Raw genomic sequence first — 16,934 nt, 5'->3', positions numbered from 1 at the left:
ACCCAATACATTACCTGCAAGGAGAGATTTCCGACTATGGCGCTCACCAACTCACAATATGACCAGATCATGCATGTCTACGAACAACGCCGGCTTAACAATGAATACCGGCTCAGAGACCGTTTTCAGAAGGCGTATACCCTGATCCCCGGCCTTGAAGATCTGGACCGCTCCATCGCATCCCTGAGTGTTCAAAAGGCGCACAGGCTTCTTAGCGGCGATGACGACGCCCTTGATTCACTGCGCGGGGAACTGCATACACTGATCCATAAGAAACAGCAGCTTCTTACTTCCCACGGGCTGCCCTCAGACTACCTGGAGCTTCATTATACTTGTCCGGACTGTCAGGATACTGGATATATTGGAGACCGGCAATGCCATTGCCTTAAGAAGGCAGTGATCGGGCTGCTCTATGAGCAGTCTAATCTTCAGAACATCCTTAATAAGGAGAACTTTTCCACATTTTCACTGGAATACTATTCCCGCAGCCATATTGATCCTAAGACCGGACGGTCTTCACTGGAAGCAATCCAGACCGCATTGAAAGTATGCCATAATTTCACAGATACATTTTCCGCTGAATTTCATAATATTTTGCTATATGGGGACACCGGGGTCGGCAAGACATTTCTGTCGCACTGTATCGCGAAAGAGCTGATCGATACCTCTTATTCCGTGATCTACTTTACTGCCGCCCAGTTATTTGATCTGTTTGCACAGAATAAGTTCGGCAGGCGCGAAGAGCAGAATCCTGACATGCAGAGCCATATCTATGACTGCGACCTGCTGATCATCGATGATCTGGGAACCGAATTGCCGAACTCTTTTACCGTTTCACAGCTATTTACCTGTCTGAACGAACGGATCCTGAGACAGAAATCAACCATTATATCAACCAATCTCGCATTGGATGATATACAATCCATCTACTCGGAGCGGACATTTTCACGAATAAGCAGCAATTATACGATCCTGCGTCTGACAGGTGACGATATCCGCATCCAGAAAAAATTACTTAACCTGGGAGGTACGAATGATGCTACGCCGCAATGACCGTATTCTTGAGAACATACCGATAGGAGCTTTGGGGATCATCGCTCTTGACGGCTGCAAAGAGATGGGCAGCAAAGTAAACGATTATATTGTAAAATGGCGCAGAGACGAGGGACATGCTTTTAAGGACGATGTTGTTTATAATGGTTATGAACGGGATACTTACCTGATCGACGTGAAGGTGCCCCGTTTTGGCTCCGGGGAAGCCAAGGGCATTATCAACGAATCCGTCCGCGGCAAAGATATCTATCTCATGATAGATGTCTGTAACTACAGTCTGACTTATTCACTGACCGGACATATCAATCATATGTCCCCTGACGACCACTATCAGAATCTGAAACGTGTGATCGCCGCTATCGGAGGCAAAGCAAGACGGATCAACGTCATAATGCCGTTCCTGTACGAGAGCCGGCAGCACAAGAGAAGCAGCCGCGAATCTCTGGACTGTGCGCTTGCTCTTCAGGAGCTGGTACGCATGGGTGTGGATAATATCATCACCTTCGACGCACACGACCCGCGCGTACAGAACGCGATTCCTCTGAACGGATTCGAGACCGTGAGGCCGGCTTATCAATTCATCAAAGGGCTTCTCCGCCGTTTCAACGACCTCGAGATCGACAGCGAGCACATGATGGCGATCAGCCCGGACGAGGGCGCCACCGGACGCGCCGTCTATCTTGCCAATGTGCTGAACCTGGATATGGGGATGTTCTACAAGCGGCGTGATTACACGAAGATCGTCGACGGACGCAACCCGATCGTAGCCCACGAATTCCTGGGTTCTTCCGTGGAAGGCAAGGATGTGATCATACTGGATGATATGATCTCCTCCGGCGACAGTATACTGGATGTTGCACGCCAGTTAAAGCAGCGCAAGGCAAGGCGGATCTTCGCCGCTGCAACCTTCGGATTATTCACGAACGGACTTGAGAAGTTCGACAAGGCTTACGAAGAGGGGATCCTGGATGCCGTTCTTACGACCAACCTGATCTATCAGACGCCGGAACTTCTTGAACGGCCTTATTATGTCAACTGCGATATGAGCAAATATATTGCACTCATGATCGATACGCTGAACCACGACGGATCTATCAGCAGTATCCTGAATCCTGTAGACAGGATCCACCATGTAGTGAACAGATACAAAAAAGGAGAGACAGTCTGACGGCTGTCTCTCCTTCTTTGTATCCGTCGGTAACGGTTCAAATCCTTTCTAGGCGATACTCGATCCCCAGTTCATCTAACATCTGCACCTCTCTCTTCTGGCATGTGAAGATCAGCGCCTGCTTCCTGTACCCGGCGAGCCACTTCAGCGTATTCTTAAGACGTCTGTCATCATAGAAGACGAAAGTATCGTCCAATATCACCGGATACTCTTCCTCCCGCAGCACGTCGCCGGCCGCCATGCGAAGCGCAAAGTAGATCTGCTCCACCGTCCCGCGGCTCAGCTGCTCAAGCGGGATTCTTCTGCCTTCCTTGAGCACGCTCATATGGAGCTTCTCTTCGATCAGAAGCTTCGTATACCTGCCCTCAGTGATCTCAGAAAGAATCTCGGAAGCCGCGCCGTTAAGACGTTCCTCAAGCTGCCTCTGCAGTTCGCCGGACAGCTCGTTAAGCCTCTCTTCCGCCAGACGGATCGCCATCCTCTTCTTGTCAAATTCCCGGAAATCCTCGCTGACCTCATCCAGCTCGGCGAGCTGTTCCTTAAGGTTGTCATACTGGATCTGTCTCTCCTTAAGTTCTTCCCGCACATGCGCATACTCCCACCTGAGCTTCTCTAACGGGATCTTCTCTTCCTCAGGCGTGATCTCCTCCAGTATGATCTCCGGCAGCGTCTTCTCCTGCTTCTTGCCCACCTTCATCCGGTTCCACACATACACCCCGCAGGTCAGAAATATAATGATAGAAACCAGATAATTCCAAGGCTTTGCGATGAACATAAATGCCAGGACGATGATCACCGCGAACAGGACCAGCTCCACAGGATGGATCCTCCACTTATCCGGCCTCAGCTCGTCGATCATCCGCTTATTCTCCGTGTTCTCCGCCTCTTCGTATATCTCTTTCTCCTGCCGGTGTCTTAGCTCCTCCGCGATACGTCCGCACTCTTCTTCCAGATGATGTACGTCCCGCCAGACATAGGACGCCTCCTGTTCGATCCGTTCACGCTCTGCCTGCTTCCTGACAAGGGACTCCTTCACTTCCCGCTCCAGCATCTTCTTCTTCTCACGCAGGCATCCAAGCGTCTCCGCAAGGTCGATCTCGTTGTTCCCCGTCGTATAATAATTGGTCGCATAGTTTTTGAATTCTGCCTCCAGCGCCTGCCCGGTCTCTACCTTCATCTGTCCCACAGAGATCGTATTCTCATAGCTTGCAGCCTTCAGCCCGCCAAGCAGCATCTCCAGATCCCCGTCCGCAACCGAGAGCTGCTCTCCGTCATCCTCGCAGATCAGCTCTGCATTCTTCTTATATCTGTCAAAATTCCGGTCTATCCGGAATATCTTTCCTCCGCTCTCAAACCTCAGTGAACCGGAATAATAATTGGGATTCTCCCACGGCTCATAGATGCTGAATGTATCATATACAGACGCCCTTCCGCGCCCCCTCTCCATTCCATACAACATTCCCTTGATAAATGTATGGAGCGTAGATTTACCGGATTCGTTCTCTCCGTACAGGATATTGATCCCGTCTTCCATCTGTATGCGTCTGTCAGTAAATTTACCAAAATTTTTAACTTCCAATTCCTGAATCTTCATAAACCTCTTCTAGTCTCCATTAACGCCTGCACGCCTTCACACAGCGCCAGGTATTCCACGCTGTCCTCATCATAATCCATCAGGCTCTCGATAAATCTCCCCAGAAGGTCTCCCTTGTTCTGCCCAAGAAGTCTGGCAAAATCATAGGCCGGCTTCGTCTCATCCGTCAGATCCGTAATATTCCCGTATGGGTCCATATCGTTAAGATCGAACAGGATATCCGGGTCGCGGAAACCCTTCACCGTCACCCGGTAAATATTCTGCATTCCCAGCTCCTTGATCCTGTCTCTGATACACTCCTTAAGACCATGGCCTGTCATCTTCTTCTGCACCATGACCGGCAGATGAATATACTCTCTTAAAGCGCACGGAATGAATTCTATCCGGCAGCCCGTACCGGTTAGATCTCCTTGAATATATCCGTGTCTGCCCGTATCATTCTTATCGATCGGCTCTAACGCGCCGGAATATGCGATACGGCTCTCATACACAGTACCTGCTTTGGACTGCGTCTCCATCAGATTCCAGCGGTTATCCGCAAGGATCTGCGGCTTATGGATATGCCCAAGCGCCACATAGTCATAGCCAAGCACACTCAGACGCTCTTTCTGTATCGGAATATGCCTCTCATCCCCGCCGTGAGCCAGCAATATCTCATATCTCTGACGCCCCTCAGGCAGCGCCGTGTCATATCTTCCTTCCCTGATCTCTCTTGCGTAATAACTCATGCCGTATACCGCCAGCGATAATTCCGGCAGTTCAACACAGGACAGTTCCTCGCTCAAGATCATATGTACATTCTGCGCCCATTCAAACGTCCGGTAATAGGAATCCCTTTTCAGGTAATCGTGGTTTCCGGCTGTCAGCACTACCTGTGTATCCGCCATCCTCTCAAAGAGACTATTCACTTCCTTCAATTCTCTGAGGAGGGGCTGCCTGTGGAACAAATCTCCCGCGATCAGCAAAACTTCTGCTTTCTCTTCATTACAGATCTCTGTCACCCTTGCCAGGCTGTTCCAGATCTCCTTTTCCCTCTTTGCGCTGTACGCGCTTCCTGCGTCCGGTTTTGCCCCCAAATGCACGTCTGCGATGTGTATGAACTTCATCTGCTGTCCCTTCTTCCTTCTCCGTCTTCACCGGCAGCTCCACAATAAACTGTGTCCGGATATCGTCGCTCTTCGCGCGGATCCTGCCGCCGTGCAGTCCTACAATCTCCTTTGCAATCGCAAGTCCCAGACCTGCGCCTCCGGTCCCGCTGGAACGGGAACCGTCGACACGGTAAAACTTCTCGAATATCGTCTGGAGCATCGCTCCCGGGATCTTATCTCCCTGATTCACAAATACGATCTCAACGTCCCGTTCCTTCATCCGGGCTTCTATCCGTATCTCCGTATTCTCATGGCAGTATGCGATCGCATTCCGCAATATATTGTCAAATACCCGGGCAAGCTTATCCGGGTCCCCGTATACGACCAGGTTATCCTCCACGTCCACCTCACAGGCCAGACGCTTCTCCTGCAGAACCCCGTACAGCTCGTCCGCCAGCTGCTCCAGCATAAAAGACAGGTTGATCTCCACCGCTTCCAGCTCAATATCCTGGAAATTATACCGGGTGATATCGAAAAATTCATTGATCAGTTCTCCTAGACGGATGGATTTCTCCAGCGCTATATGCGTATATTTGATCCGGTTCTCCTCCGGCATCTCGGTATGGCTGTCCAGCATACTCAGGTAGGCGACGATGGAGGTCAGCGGAGTCTTCAGATCGTGCGCCAGGAAGAGTACCAGGTCGCTCTTCTTCTTCTCACCCTCTTCCGCCTCCAATTCCTGCCGTTTTAGAGTCGCTTTGATCTCATTTAACCGGATCTCGATCGGCTTCAGCTCTGTGATGAGATGAATCGGCTCCGTGGACTCCGCAAGGATATTCTCGATCCCGTCCCCGATCTGGTCTACATACTTCATCATCTTGGACAACGCCGCATAATAAAACAGCGCAAAAAGGAGCAGGAAGCCGACGATAATAAAGAAGTACTTATTATTGCCGATCAGCTTCCAGTACAGATTAATAGCCGTCTTCTCCTTCATATTCAGAGACATCAGGAATTCTACGAACATCTCCGCGAAGGTATCGTTATAGATACCGTCGATCACATAATTGAGAATGAATCCTCCGACCAGGACCGTCAGCGCGGTGACCAGGACCGTCTGGAGCAATATGCTGAACTTCAGCTTGCGATAGTTATTCTTCAATCTTGTACCCTACTCCCCATACCGTCTTGATAAAGTCTGATTTGCCGGTGGGTCCGCTCATCTTCTCCCGGAGATGCCGGATATGCACCATCACCGTATTGTTGCTGTTCTTATAATATTTCTCATTCCATACTTTTTCAAATAATTCCTCAGAACTGATCACCTTGCCCCTGTTCTCACACAGAAGCCAGAGAATATCGAATTCTATGGGCGTAAGCGTAAGAGGCACCTCGTTATACACACATTCATGGGAGGTACGGTTCAGCAGAAGTCCGCCGAAATCAATAATGTCTCCCTCTTCCTTCACACCGTCATTATACTGGGTATATCTGCGTATCTGCGCCTTCACCCGTGCAACCAGCTCCAACGGGTTGAAGGGCTTCGGAATGTAATCGTCCGCCCCCAGCGTAAGCCCCGTGATCTTATCCATGTATTCCGTCTTAGCCGTCAGCATAATAACCGGAAATGTGTATTTCTCGCGGATGATCTTCAAAAGCTGAAAACCGTCGATATCCGGAAGCATGATATCCAGGATCGCCAGATCGATCTTCTTGCTCCTTATGCAGCTAAGCGCATCCTCACCTGTATAGAACTTGAACACGCTGTACTGATCGTTCTGCAGATATAATTCTATAACGTCCGCAATCTCTCTTTCATCGTCTACAACTAAAATATTCATACGCTTCGTAATCCTTACAGTTCACAATTATTAACAGTTCTTGGGAACGGGATCACGTCACGGATGTTGCTCATTCCGGTCAGGTACATCACACATCTCTCGAATCCAAGACCAAACCCGGAGTGTCTGGTAGAACCGTATTTGCGAAGATCCAGATAGAACTTGTAATCTTCCTCTTTAAGCCCCATCTCCTTCATCCTTGTGAGCAGCTTATCGTAATCATCTTCCCTCTGGCTTCCGCCGATGATCTCGCCGATCCCCGGAACCAGGCAGTCCACTGCCGCCACTGTCCTTCCGTCTTCATTCTGCTTCATGTAAAACGCCTTGATATCCCTGGGGTAGTCCGTCACAAATACCGGACGCTTGTACACCTCCTCGGTCAGATATCTTTCATGCTCCGTCTGCAGATCCGCGCCCCAGGAAACCTTGTATTCGAACTTGTCATTATTCTTCTCCAAGATCTCGATCGCTTCTGTATAGGTCACTCTGGCAAAATCCGCGGACGCAACATGGCGAAGCCTTTCAAGCAGCCCCTTGTCGACAAATGAGTTGAAGAAATTCATCTCCTCCGGCGCTTCCTCAAGAACATAGTTGATCACGTATTTTAACATAGCCTCCGCCAGCATCATATTGTCATCCAGATCTGCGAATGCCATCTCCGGCTCGATCATCCAGAACTCCGCAGCATGCCTTGTGGTGTTGGAATTCTCCGCACGGAAGGTCGGTCCGAATGTATAGATATTACGGAATGCCTGCGCATACGTCTCCCCGTTCAACTGGCCGCTCACGGTAAGGCTTGTCTCCTTCCCGAAGAAATCCTGGCTGTAATCCACGCTGCCCTCCTCCGTCTTCGGCGGTTCCTCCATATCCAGCGTGGTCACCCGGAACATCTCCCCGGCGCCTTCACAGTCGCTTCCCGTGATCAGCGGCGTATGCACATAGACAAATCCTCTCTCTTGAAAGAACTTATGAAGCGCGTATGCCGTCAGCGATCGCACCCTGAATACTGCCTGAAATGTGTTCGTCCTCGGCCTAAGATGTGAGATCGTCCGAAGATATTCGAAGCTGTGTCTCTTCTTCTGCAGCGGATAATCCGGCGCAGACGCTCCTTCCACCTCCACGGTATCGGCTTGGATCTCAAAAGGCTGCTTCGCCTGCGGCGTCGCAACAAGCGTTCCCGTCACGATCACAGCCGCGCCTACATTCAGCTTGGAAATCTCAGCAAAATTATCCATCTTGTCATGATACACGATCTGCAGCGCTTCAAAAAATGTCCCGTCATTCAACACGATAAATCCAAATGTCTTGGAATCCCTGATGCTGCGCACCCAGCCCCCTACCGTAACCTTCTGATCCAAATACTGTTCTTTGCTCTTGTATAACTCCTTGATCGTCGTCAATTCCATATTCTTTTACTCCTTTTTCAATATATTTCTTTTCCAGATATAATGCACTCTCTTTTGCGCGTGCAGGATTCCTTGACCCGCAAAAGACCGTTTCATACAGCCTGCGGCCTGCACATGTACCCTATTATAACACAATGGAGATATTTTTTAAAGGCAGAGCTTAAGTTCACGTGTCAGTCACGTGTCAGTGAAAACTCCTCAAACTCTGTTTGACTGAAAGCTTGATTTTTTCTATATTCCATGTTATACTTTCAATCGTTGCAAAGCCCGCAAAACCAAGGTCATATTGGGCTTGCCGCCGATTTCCGGCGTTATGGGAAGACAGCAGAGACATCTGCCGGATATCTTTGCTGCCCGCTATGGCGCGTGTGTTCGAGACCTTCCACACGTAAAACAAAACTAAAGGAGACAAAACAATGAACAAATCAAACACAGCTTTTCTAAGCCAGGCAGCTATGATCGCTGCCGTCTATGTGGTGCTCACTTATGTATTCGCACCATTTTCTTTTGGAGAGATACAGGTTAGGATTGCCGAAGCGCTTACTATCCTGCCGGTATTTACCCCCGCCGCCGTCCCCGGTCTTTTTATCGGATGCCTGATCGGCAATATATTAGGCGGTGCAATACTCCCTGATATTATCTTTGGAAGCATTGCTACTCTGCTCGGAGCCTTCTTCACTTACAAATTGTTCGGAAACCGTCCGCTGCTGGCGCCGCTTCCGCCTATCATTGCCAATACGCTTATCGTACCTTTTGTACTGCGTTTTGGATATGGTGTGGCTCTCCCGATTCCGTTCATGATGCTTACGGTAGGGATCGGAGAAGTCCTGTCCTGCGGCGTACTTGGGTTAGCGCTGTATTATGCATTGAAAAAATATAAAAATATCGTCTTTCTTCCGGCTAAGAATTAAGAAATAGAAATGAGGCATAACTTACCGTGTTGGGTGTTATGCCTCATTTTTAATTCGGGGTAACAGGATTCGAACCAGATAAACATAATTTTACGGAAACGGCGTATTTTCAATAAATTCTGAACAGAAGAAACGGCCGTTATGCTCTACCGGACTGGCATAACGGCCGCTTCTCTCTTTCTACACGATTATCTCTCTATCTATATTATCATTCTGCCCTTCTTCTGGCAATCTTTATTTTTTCCCCGGTAAACTACCATCCTTATCCAACGAATTACGCATCATCTCATACAATCCTGTACTGGCCAATCCACACAGCACTATGGATAGGATGATATTTCTTTTTATTGGTACTATTTTCTTTCTACTAATTCCGGCATTTTTCATTTTTTATGTTTTTTCTTGATGATATGGACTTATACAGCATCCCATTTAATATTTTCCGGCATATTCTTTATTCCTCCATCGTTTATTCTGATGTTCTACTACCATCCGCTTGCAGGACAGATAAGTGGCAAGAAAGCAGCTCCCATATACCACAAGGAACAGTACAACTGTGAAACCTAAGTTTGTTGAAATATGGATGTTCATAAAATCCTCTACGATTTCCATTGCTTTTCCCATCAGGACGGCAGAAAAAATACCTGCCACTGCAAGCGGAGCCGCAAAGAAGATTGCTGTCTGAGACAGCAGGGCTCGGTTGATCTGTTCCTTCTTTGCCCCCAGCTTTTGAATCCATAGAACATATCATACATCATGTTCTTTTCCGCATAACGGTAACCGTGGGTATCATCCAGCCCAATCGGGATCATTTTCTGCAAGACCGCATCCGAATCAGCATCTGGCCGGTATAGCACCAAAAGCACATTTACATCTTTCGTAAGACTGTGAACAACCGCATCCGGGACAATCAGCGTCCCCCGGTCATTGTTCCCGACAGAGGTCATAAAGTAGGTTTCCTCTAAAACCGTATCCGATGCCCTTTGCAAAGGAATTCCTGCCAGCACTAAATCCGCATGGCTTTCCAATGCTTCTTCCACATACTGAAAAGTTCCCTTGTAATTACAGTTCAGCAGGTATTGATTTTCTGTCAATGCCACAGGTTCTTTTCCCTGCATTTTAAGGGCGCGGTTAAAATCCGAAACAGCAAGTACAGAAACACTGCTGTCTGAAATCCCTTCGTCAATGGGCCACAGCTCCACATTCTGACCTTCAAACAGACTGCCATAAGTAAAATCTGCTTCATAAATGCTGATCTGCTCCATATTCTCCGCATAGCCGGATAAGTCGGCATCTTTGGATGCGAGATATTCCAAAATGCTGCTGTCACCGTCCATGCTGACATTTGACAGCACATTCAAGTCATAGGGTGTGGCAGACCCGGACAGTTCATTCATGGCAAGCGCGGTGCTTACGCCAACCGATACAGCGCAGATCGTCACTGTGAGCAATCCGCAGACAATCGTCATGATAAAATAATTCGTGCGGATTTTACTGCCAACCTGACGGACGAGGAATGTGTTCAGCCCCCTCAAATAAACGTTACTATTTGCCCGGAGTACCTGGACAAGCACAGTAGACAGGGAATAAAAAAAGAGGAATGTCCCTGCCACAATCAGGATGCCCGCCGCCTGAAAAGACCGGTTCTCCCGCGAGGGCAAAATACCGTTTCTGTAGAACATCACCCCGGAAGACAGGATGCAGGCCAGGGAAACCAAAAACAGCAGCACGGGCAAAAGGCGGCTCTGATTTTGTGATGTTTCATTTTTCCTGCCGGCTGTCAAAAGGTCGATCAACTGTACGCTGGAGACAGACCATACATTAAAGGTCATGACAAGCAGAAAAATAACCGCAAAACACAGGACAGTCTTCTGAAAAGCCCCCATTGAAAAGACAAGCCGGAACTTTGACAGTTCAATGGCAAACAGTTTTAAGGCGACTAATGATATTCCCTGCGATAATGCAACACCAAGGCATAGGCCTGTCACAAGCGCAATCACCCCAACGCAGAATGTTTCCCCTGCAAATATCCGGGAAATGCGGCCCTTTTTCATGCCAAGAACCATATAGAGGCCCAGTTCTTTTTTCCTCCGCTTCAGTAAAAACTGGTTCGCATAAATGATCAGGAACGCAAGGACAACGGCAATCAGCACTGTCAGTGTAGAAAGCAGGATGCCGAGCTGGTCATACAAAAGCGTCTTTGTCATACCCATTTCTGAAAAAGCCGGCTGGTCTGAAATGGAATTAAATGCGTAAAAGACACTTACCGAGATCATAAGGGTCAAAAAGTAGATCAGGTAATCCCGGATATTCTTCCTCACATTTTTTATAATCAGTTTACAAGAGGTCATTCTGCTCACCTCCCAAAACGGAAACAGATTTTCCCATCCTTGATAAAAAGAATGCGGCGGCAGTAGCTTGCAGAAAAGGCGTCATGCGTTACCATGAGGACCGTAGCGTCAAGGCGTTCATTCATTTCTGTCAGCAGCAAATGTTCCGTGAAATGAAACAACAGATCCATGGATTCTCCTATCACTTTTGGAATTCAAAAGTTCCGAAGCTCAACAAGTATAAAAAGAAATCGGATCCAGATCCATTAACATTAATCCGAGAAGAAGACCGACCGTCTGTTTTATCAACCATAGAAGCAATCGAGCGTTTTGTCCTCTGCTCTGAAATCTCTATGGGGATTATCCAGATGAGTGCATTGAATTCTGCATTCGTAGAAATGATTGAACGGCACCGTTACCTCCGGACATCTCACAAAGGCAAAGTGTCCGAGTCAACTGTCATTGATTATCTGAGAAAACATTTTTTTCGGCTTTTGTTCCTGAACCGCCATTCACACATAAGTCGATTAATTCTCAGCATGCAGGAACCGAGTTTTGAAGAAGATAAATCGGCGTAATCACTTAAATCTCTCAAAAACGTTGATTCCTACATATACAATACATTTCTATGCTCCAATATGCAAGCTCTGTAGCTTTTGGGAAAAAGCTCACATTGGACTCGCACCATCATCTTCGTGACCGTTTAGCGGAAGTATCATTATCAGGAAACAGTGTCATGGCGCAAGGTTCCCACACCTTGTTTGCCCTAAAACAGTTCTCGCTCCTGCCTGTTCATCACAGGCAGTCATGGCGTGTTCCGGCACAGCTCGGCTGTTTCATACGTCTTACAGGATTGCCAGTATTCAGTTGTCAGTGATCGGCTCTTTTTAAATCCACATCACAAATAAAATGGTTTCGTCTGTCCAGTTAAATTTCCAGCTTGTCCGCACCGTACTTGCGGATAATCCGGAACAGGATTTCTTTCTCTTTCCCCTCCGATTTTCCGTACAGCCTGCACAGTGTTTCAAGCTCTGTTTCTGTAAGGGTATTGGTATAGGGCTTGTAATTTTCTGTAATGAAAACCCCGCCGCAACAACCCGGTTTTGTATAAATTGGATAATCAAAAGACAATACGAAAATATCATGGTGTATCGTGCGCATAGTAACGCCAAGTTCCCACGCAAGCTCCCTTGACGTTATATGTCTTTTGACGGATAAAATGCTGATAATTTCCATCCTCCGGTGTGCCGTATCCATGCCGCACCTCCTCTCACTTCTCGGCTTGAAAACTGCCGGATTTTTTTATGTATTCCTTTCACAGTACGGTCCGAATTCATGTATGATTGACAGTACGGTTTCCCTGTCTTTTCCCGTACAGTTTACAGCGAGTTTTTCCAAGCATTCCAGTTGTTCATGGGAAAGTGAGTTCTGGTGTTTCCCTGCCCCGTCCATGAGGAAATAGCCGCCGTTATATCCCTGTTTTGCTATCACGGGAAGTTCTTCGCCTATGACTTCAAAATCCCTGCGTATGGCATTCTTCCCGACACTGTACATAGCCATGAGTTTTGGCACAGTCAGCCTTTTCCCCGACAGCAGCATACGCTCAATTTCCCGCCGCCACTGGAATGCGTGGTCTAACATTTTTCCACCCCCTTTCTCCGCTGTTTGTGATGTTAATTGTAGATAAAGGAAGTTCCCGTATACGGGTATGTTCCTCAAAAAAAATCCTGCCTTTTCTTTCAGACAGCTAAAACCAAAAACTTTCCCTTTGAAGTAATAGCAAGCACTGCCTGTGTTCCCTCACAGGCTCCGATTTTCCCAAATCCCCACTTCTGGGAATTTTGAAAAATCTGCTTGCAGGGGGAAGTTTCCCCCTAGCCCCCTCTGCGTTCAGAAACCACGAAATGCCCTGCCGGGATTTCTGATTTTTTCACTCATTTTTTGCACGAACATCCCCCACGGCAGGATTGAATATTGTGTAAAATCTTCTCAAAACCCCATCCGAAGAAAGGAGATAAAAAATGGCAAACAGGGAACGCAAAAATGAGCTGAAAATATACCTGAGTGACAAGGAGCAATACATACTGGAGCAGAAAGTAAAAATCTCCGGCATGAAAAGCAAATCCACTTTCCTCCGCCGGCTGATTTTGTACGGCTTTGTCTATGACATTGACTATTCAGACCTGCGGGATTACAACTACACGCTTGGAAAAATCAGCGGCAATCTGAACCAGATAGCAAAGCGCATGAACGCAACGGGCAACGTATATAAAGCCGATGTTGAGGAAGTGAAAAAACTGATGAAACAGGTATGGGATACACAGAAAGCCATGCTTGCAAGGCAACCCACCATGAAACAGTAAATTATTTCCAAATTCCTTCCGAAAACAAAACATCCCCGTTAAATTTCTCCCACAAATCTGCAAAAGCAAAACCGCAACAGAACCCAAAATCAGACAAATTTCGCACCATTAAAAAAGGTGTACCGCAGGTAAGTTTCATTCTTCCTTGCGATACACCTTGATGTGTAAAGTTATCAATAATTCTTTTGTTTCTTTTAATTCTTTGCATCAATATTTTAAGTTTTCTTTTTCGCATGATTTATCTCCTATAACAACTCGTTTTTCACTAAATTTATCAAAAAGAAATTTATAAATTAGTTCAAAAAAACGGCAGCTTTGATTTTCACAAAGCCACCGTTCCATAGGCATCCACAAGCAACTCTACTCTGCAACAGCTTTTTCTTTTACCGCCATGTGGCGATGATGTCGTGCGGCAAACATTCTTCAAAATATCAATTGTTAATTACCTTGATTTTATAAACTGTTGGATAGTAAAAAGGTGTTTCTTCAACAAAGGAATCTTTCAAAATAACTTCAACGGTATTTCCCGGCTGTAAATCTTCAATTTCTATCTCTTTTCCGTCCATCCCAACTAACTCTGTTTCTTCGCTTATATGAAGAGAATTGAGGGGATTAGAATAGATTTCTGTTGTACGTTCAACGATTAAACGAATTTCTCCATCCGGCTGTATAATGGTTTCTTGAATGACAGCTTCAAAAGATTTTTTTGACCATTTTGGCGATTGGGTAACAACCACCAAAACAGCAACAACTATGACTAAAATAGCCATAACTGCAATCATCAGTTTTTTCTTTTTCATCCTTAACCTCCTTTACGCTGAAACTTGATGTTTTTTGAAACCAAGTCTGGAAAGCGGTATGAACACCGCCGTTAATATCGTGTACACGATTGCTCTTACGGCAAGTGCATCCATAACGAAACCGCCAAATTGATAGGAAATATATTTACTGATTTCGGGCATAGTTGCACGATAGGGCAGTAAGAACAATATTAAGTTATATAATCCGGTTGTTCCATTGGGCGTTAAGAACATGGGGATAAAAAGTACAGGTACAAGCACAATCAATACTACATATGGACTTTTCATATTTGCAGAGAGAACCAGTGTCAGCCCGATCATTGCAAACAAAATCAGGTAGATTACTCCCAAATTGATAAGAACAGCCTGCATAAATGTAAACGGATAAGGTATTGTCGTCCCTGCAATCTGCAAGGGAAGATTCCACCCATCCATGCCAAAGGCTGCAAGCGGCAATCCACAGGCAATTAAGACATGAAGCGTAAACGCAATCAGACCAAAAAGGAATGAGGATATGATTTTTGCTGTTATCAGCTTTGTTTTTCCATATTTGCCCGCCAAAATAACTGCATCCGTCCCCGTCTGGTACTCCCCGGAAAAAACAGGGGCAATCACAATACAAACACAAAGCAACGCAAACATGAAAAGTTCAAAGCTGCTAATAATGATTTCCCATCCTCCGTAATAGCCATATTGTAAGGGTGTATCTACTTTACTGTTCATATTGCTCCAATATGTCTTTTGGGCATCAGATAATTTGCGGGACGGCATATTTAACAATGCTTCAATTTTTTCTTCCCTTGTCTGATAAAAACCTGCTCCGTTTGTCATATCCAAATCCGGCAATTTTTTCAAACCCGTGTTTTCACCCGGCGCATCATAATTTGCGGCTATTGTATTCAAGAGCTTCTCACGCGGAGCAACAAAGTTCCAATAGGCATCACCGATTAAAAACTTTTCATTCCCGTTGTATCCTACTCTTCTGTATCAGGAACTAATATTTGGGAAAAAGCCTTATTCGCAGCCTCCATAGCCTCTATTATTCGGGACTCCCCATCCTCTTTATTCAATACTTCATAAAATATTTCTGTCAAACTCATGATATACCACCATCTCCACTACTATGATGATTTGTTCCAAATGATACCCCAGCTTATCCAAACAAACATATCCTGCCGGCCATACTTTTTCTTTCTGATATTTTCTTTCTGACAGTTTCTTTCAGCATGATCCGAATTAAGCTTCAAAAGCCTGCAAAACAGGGATTTAACAGCATAGTAGACAATAAAACATAATCCTTTTTCTACTTATCCATATGATTATTCTTGACCATACAAATCTATGTTGGATACCATCCTGGTTACTTCTTCATTTATATCTTTTAATTCCTTCTCATCCACCGGATGATTGCCCAAAACCAGCAGAAATCTGCTACTCCAAAATACACGATAAAATCTACCAGATCCTTTCCTTTACATCCACTTTCTATAGCGCATGAAAACCGGCAGTAGGACTATATCCCCTTCCGGCTGCTTCGATTATTTATTGTATTTACGGTATTTTATTTTTAAACCGTACCTCCAATAAACGGGATTGCGCCATATCATCCCTACAGATAAACCCTGGAAATAGTCCTGCCTTCCCCTAGAGAGAACTCTGACAGTGCATAAATACCGCTGCACTTGCCCTATATTATCTTGAATGAAGCTATGATTAATTACAGAAATTACAGTGGCATGACATACCCTCTCAAGTTGGACTTTGGCTTTATCTTAATTTCAAGTTGTCTATAAGTCAAGGATTATCATCATTTTTTTCACTAACTCTGCAATTTATTTATTGCCTGCCGGCATCCCGCCTCAAACATAGGTTCATTTTGCAACAGTTCGTCCTCCTTTTAGAATATATGTTTGTTATATAAGTATTATAATACTTCTTATAGATTACAGGAATACTATAATAAGTATATAATAAAAATGCAAGTAAAATTTCCACATATATCAACAGGAGATGGCAAACGTGGATGAAAATTATGGACGCTTAGAGATTCGGCTGAATGAATTGCTAAGAAAAAGAGGATTAACGAAAAATAAATTATCGCACAAAGCGGAAATGAACTGGAAACAAATTGACAATTACTGTACCAATAATATTACCCGGTTAGATGTATTTGTTTTATGCAAGCTCTGCACCGTACTGGATTGCAGTATACAAGATCTATTGGTTTTTTACCCGCCAGAAAAATCCTGACATCGCGCCATCCTCTTTATGCCCGAAATGTTAGAAAGAAAAAAATTCCGTAAACAAAGAAGCAGGCATATATAAAATACAAGCCGGCATACTTGTGAAAATCACAGTCTGCCGGCTTTTTATGCCAAAA

The 16,934-nt window shown here is 45.8% G+C and carries 18 protein-coding genes and 1 pseudogene; 5 read left to right on the top strand and 14 right to left on the bottom strand.

What is annotated here, in order from left to right; all coding sequences use genetic code 11:
• Positions 1–36 precede the first annotated feature (36 nt).
• Positions 37–1,053, top strand: coding sequence for an ATP-binding protein (locus tag VSQ62_RS05175; protein ID WP_334633560.1), 1,017 nt, complete (start codon positions 37–39; stop codon positions 1,051–1,053).
• Positions 1,037–2,221: a ribose-phosphate pyrophosphokinase gene (locus VSQ62_RS05170; protein ID WP_334637574.1), complete on the top strand. Its 1,185-nt coding sequence runs from the start codon at positions 1,037–1,039 to the stop codon at positions 2,219–2,221. The genes VSQ62_RS05175 and VSQ62_RS05170 overlap by 17 nt, the downstream gene beginning before the upstream one ends.
• Before the next feature lie 37 nt (positions 2,222–2,258).
• On the opposite strand, the gene VSQ62_RS05165 is transcribed toward VSQ62_RS05170, so the two are convergent.
• The 5 genes from VSQ62_RS05165 to asnS are packed head-to-tail and all read right to left on the bottom strand — an operon-like array spanning position 2,259 to position 8,150.
• Positions 2,259–3,815 carry an ATP-binding protein gene (locus tag VSQ62_RS05165; protein WP_334633559.1) on the bottom strand — a complete coding sequence of 519 codons (1,557 nt, stop codon included), beginning with the start codon at positions 3,813–3,815 and terminating at the stop codon, positions 2,259–2,261.
• Complete coding sequence (locus VSQ62_RS05160) at positions 3,812–4,912, bottom strand: metallophosphoesterase family protein (protein ID WP_334637572.1); 1,101 nt, start codon at positions 4,910–4,912, stop codon at positions 3,812–3,814. The genes VSQ62_RS05165 and VSQ62_RS05160 overlap by 4 nt, the downstream gene beginning before the upstream one ends.
• Positions 4,800–6,065, bottom strand: a complete 1,266-nt coding sequence (locus tag VSQ62_RS05155) for a sensor histidine kinase (protein WP_334633558.1) — start codon at positions 6,063–6,065, stop codon at positions 4,800–4,802. The genes VSQ62_RS05160 and VSQ62_RS05155 overlap by 113 nt, the downstream gene beginning before the upstream one ends.
• Positions 6,055–6,744: a VanR-ABDEGLN family response regulator transcription factor gene (vanR, locus tag VSQ62_RS05150; protein WP_334633557.1), complete on the bottom strand. Its 690-nt coding sequence runs from the start codon at positions 6,742–6,744 to the stop codon at positions 6,055–6,057. The genes VSQ62_RS05155 and vanR overlap by 11 nt, the downstream gene beginning before the upstream one ends.
• Positions 6,745–6,758: 14 nt before the next feature.
• On the bottom strand, positions 6,759–8,150 hold the full coding sequence (gene asnS, locus VSQ62_RS05145) for an asparagine--tRNA ligase (protein WP_334633556.1): 1,392 nt from the start codon (positions 8,148–8,150) through the stop codon (positions 6,759–6,761).
• A gap of 416 nt (positions 8,151–8,566) precedes the next feature.
• Between asnS and VSQ62_RS05140 the strand changes: the two genes are divergently transcribed.
• The gene (locus VSQ62_RS05140; RefSeq protein ID WP_334633555.1) at positions 8,567–9,061 is read left to right on the top strand and encodes a QueT transporter family protein; all 495 of its coding nucleotides are present in this window, start codon (positions 8,567–8,569) and stop codon (positions 9,059–9,061) included.
• Between the two features lie 432 nt (positions 9,062–9,493).
• On the opposite strand, the gene VSQ62_RS05135 is transcribed toward VSQ62_RS05140, so the two are convergent.
• The 5 genes and pseudogenes from VSQ62_RS05135 to VSQ62_RS05115 form a co-directional block, all read right to left on the bottom strand.
• Positions 9,494–9,736, bottom strand: a complete 243-nt coding sequence (locus VSQ62_RS05135) for a hypothetical protein (RefSeq protein WP_334637570.1) — start codon at positions 9,734–9,736, stop codon at positions 9,494–9,496.
• Positions 9,685–11,412 carry an FtsX-like permease family protein gene (locus tag VSQ62_RS05130; RefSeq protein ID WP_334633554.1) on the bottom strand — a complete coding sequence of 576 codons (1,728 nt, stop codon included), beginning with the start codon at positions 11,410–11,412 and terminating at the stop codon, positions 9,685–9,687. Before VSQ62_RS05130 ends, VSQ62_RS05135 begins: the two co-directional genes overlap by 52 nt.
• 26 nt (positions 11,413–11,438) lie before the next feature.
• Positions 11,439–11,540, bottom strand: a pseudogene (locus tag VSQ62_RS05125) (ABC transporter ATP-binding protein); the annotation flags it as partial.
• 778 nt (positions 11,541–12,318) lie between these two features.
• A complete protein-coding gene (locus VSQ62_RS05120) occupies positions 12,319–12,648 on the bottom strand; it encodes an HTH domain-containing protein (RefSeq protein WP_334633553.1) in 330 nt (109 codons plus the stop codon).
• A gap of 45 nt (positions 12,649–12,693) precedes the next feature.
• Positions 12,694–13,032: a hypothetical protein gene (locus tag VSQ62_RS05115; RefSeq protein ID WP_334633552.1), complete on the bottom strand. Its 339-nt coding sequence runs from the start codon at positions 13,030–13,032 to the stop codon at positions 12,694–12,696.
• Positions 13,033–13,412: 380 nt separating this feature from the next.
• Here VSQ62_RS05115 and VSQ62_RS05110 point away from each other — a divergent pair, with 380 nt between their 5' ends.
• Positions 13,413–13,754 carry a plasmid mobilization protein gene (locus tag VSQ62_RS05110; RefSeq protein ID WP_016287149.1) on the top strand — a complete coding sequence of 114 codons (342 nt, stop codon included), beginning with the start codon at positions 13,413–13,415 and terminating at the stop codon, positions 13,752–13,754.
• A gap of 1 nt (position 13,755) precedes the next feature.
• Here the strand turns inward: VSQ62_RS05110 and VSQ62_RS05105 are convergent, their stop codons facing one another.
• From VSQ62_RS05105 to VSQ62_RS05090, 4 genes are all read right to left on the bottom strand, one after another.
• Positions 13,756–13,989: a hypothetical protein gene (locus VSQ62_RS05105; protein ID WP_016287150.1), complete on the bottom strand. Its 234-nt coding sequence runs from the start codon at positions 13,987–13,989 to the stop codon at positions 13,756–13,758.
• A gap of 196 nt (positions 13,990–14,185) precedes the next feature.
• Positions 14,186–14,554: a hypothetical protein gene (locus tag VSQ62_RS05100; protein WP_016287151.1), complete on the bottom strand. Its 369-nt coding sequence runs from the start codon at positions 14,552–14,554 to the stop codon at positions 14,186–14,188.
• A 12-nt stretch (positions 14,555–14,566) separates the two neighbouring features.
• On the bottom strand, positions 14,567–15,457 hold the full coding sequence (locus VSQ62_RS05095; RefSeq protein WP_334633551.1) for a DUF2705 family protein: 891 nt from the start codon (positions 15,455–15,457) through the stop codon (positions 14,567–14,569).
• Between the two features lie 71 nt (positions 15,458–15,528).
• The gene (locus tag VSQ62_RS05090) at positions 15,529–15,654 is read right to left on the bottom strand and encodes a hypothetical protein (protein ID WP_286082411.1); all 126 of its coding nucleotides are present in this window, start codon (positions 15,652–15,654) and stop codon (positions 15,529–15,531) included.
• 910 nt (positions 15,655–16,564) lie between these two features.
• On the opposite strand from VSQ62_RS05090, the gene VSQ62_RS05085 reads away from it, so the two are divergent.
• On the top strand, positions 16,565–16,804 hold the full coding sequence (locus VSQ62_RS05085; protein WP_286082412.1) for a helix-turn-helix domain-containing protein: 240 nt from the start codon (positions 16,565–16,567) through the stop codon (positions 16,802–16,804).
• Positions 16,805–16,934: the final 130 nt, after the last annotated feature.

It is taken from the genome of Sporofaciens sp. JLR.KK001 (genome assembly GCF_036941055.1).
Lineage (GTDB): Bacteria > Bacillota > Clostridia > Lachnospirales > Lachnospiraceae > Sporofaciens.
This window is presented reverse-complemented; position numbering and strand designations above follow the sequence as displayed.

Coding starts and splice junctions, on each gene's coding strand:
- VSQ62_RS05175 (WP_334633560.1), top strand. CDS start 37: ATGGCGCTCACCAACTCACAATATGACCAGATCATGCATGTCTACGAA.
- VSQ62_RS05170 (WP_334637574.1), top strand. CDS start 1,037: ATGCTACGCCGCAATGACCGTATTCTTGAGAACATACCGATAGGAGCT.
- VSQ62_RS05165 (WP_334633559.1), bottom strand. CDS start 3,815: ATGAAGATTCAGGAATTGGAAGTTAAAAATTTTGGTAAATTTACTGAC.
- vanR (WP_334633557.1), bottom strand. CDS start 6,744: ATGAATATTTTAGTTGTAGACGATGAAAGAGAGATTGCGGACGTTATA.
- asnS (WP_334633556.1), bottom strand. CDS start 8,150: ATGGAATTGACGACGATCAAGGAGTTATACAAGAGCAAAGAACAGTAT.
- VSQ62_RS05140 (WP_334633555.1), top strand. CDS start 8,567: ATGAACAAATCAAACACAGCTTTTCTAAGCCAGGCAGCTATGATCGCT.
- VSQ62_RS05130 (WP_334633554.1), bottom strand. CDS start 11,412: ATGACCTCTTGTAAACTGATTATAAAAAATGTGAGGAAGAATATCCGG.
- VSQ62_RS05120 (WP_334633553.1), bottom strand. CDS start 12,648: ATGGATACGGCACACCGGAGGATGGAAATTATCAGCATTTTATCCGTC.
- VSQ62_RS05115 (WP_334633552.1), bottom strand. CDS start 13,032: ATGTTAGACCACGCATTCCAGTGGCGGCGGGAAATTGAGCGTATGCTG.
- VSQ62_RS05110 (WP_016287149.1), top strand. CDS start 13,413: ATGGCAAACAGGGAACGCAAAAATGAGCTGAAAATATACCTGAGTGAC.
- VSQ62_RS05105 (WP_016287150.1), bottom strand. CDS start 13,989: ATGCGAAAAAGAAAACTTAAAATATTGATGCAAAGAATTAAAAGAAAC.
- VSQ62_RS05100 (WP_016287151.1), bottom strand. CDS start 14,554: ATGAAAAAGAAAAAACTGATGATTGCAGTTATGGCTATTTTAGTCATA.
- VSQ62_RS05090 (WP_286082411.1), bottom strand. CDS start 15,654: ATGAGTTTGACAGAAATATTTTATGAAGTATTGAATAAAGAGGATGGG.
- VSQ62_RS05085 (WP_286082412.1), top strand. CDS start 16,565: ATGGCAAACGTGGATGAAAATTATGGACGCTTAGAGATTCGGCTGAAT.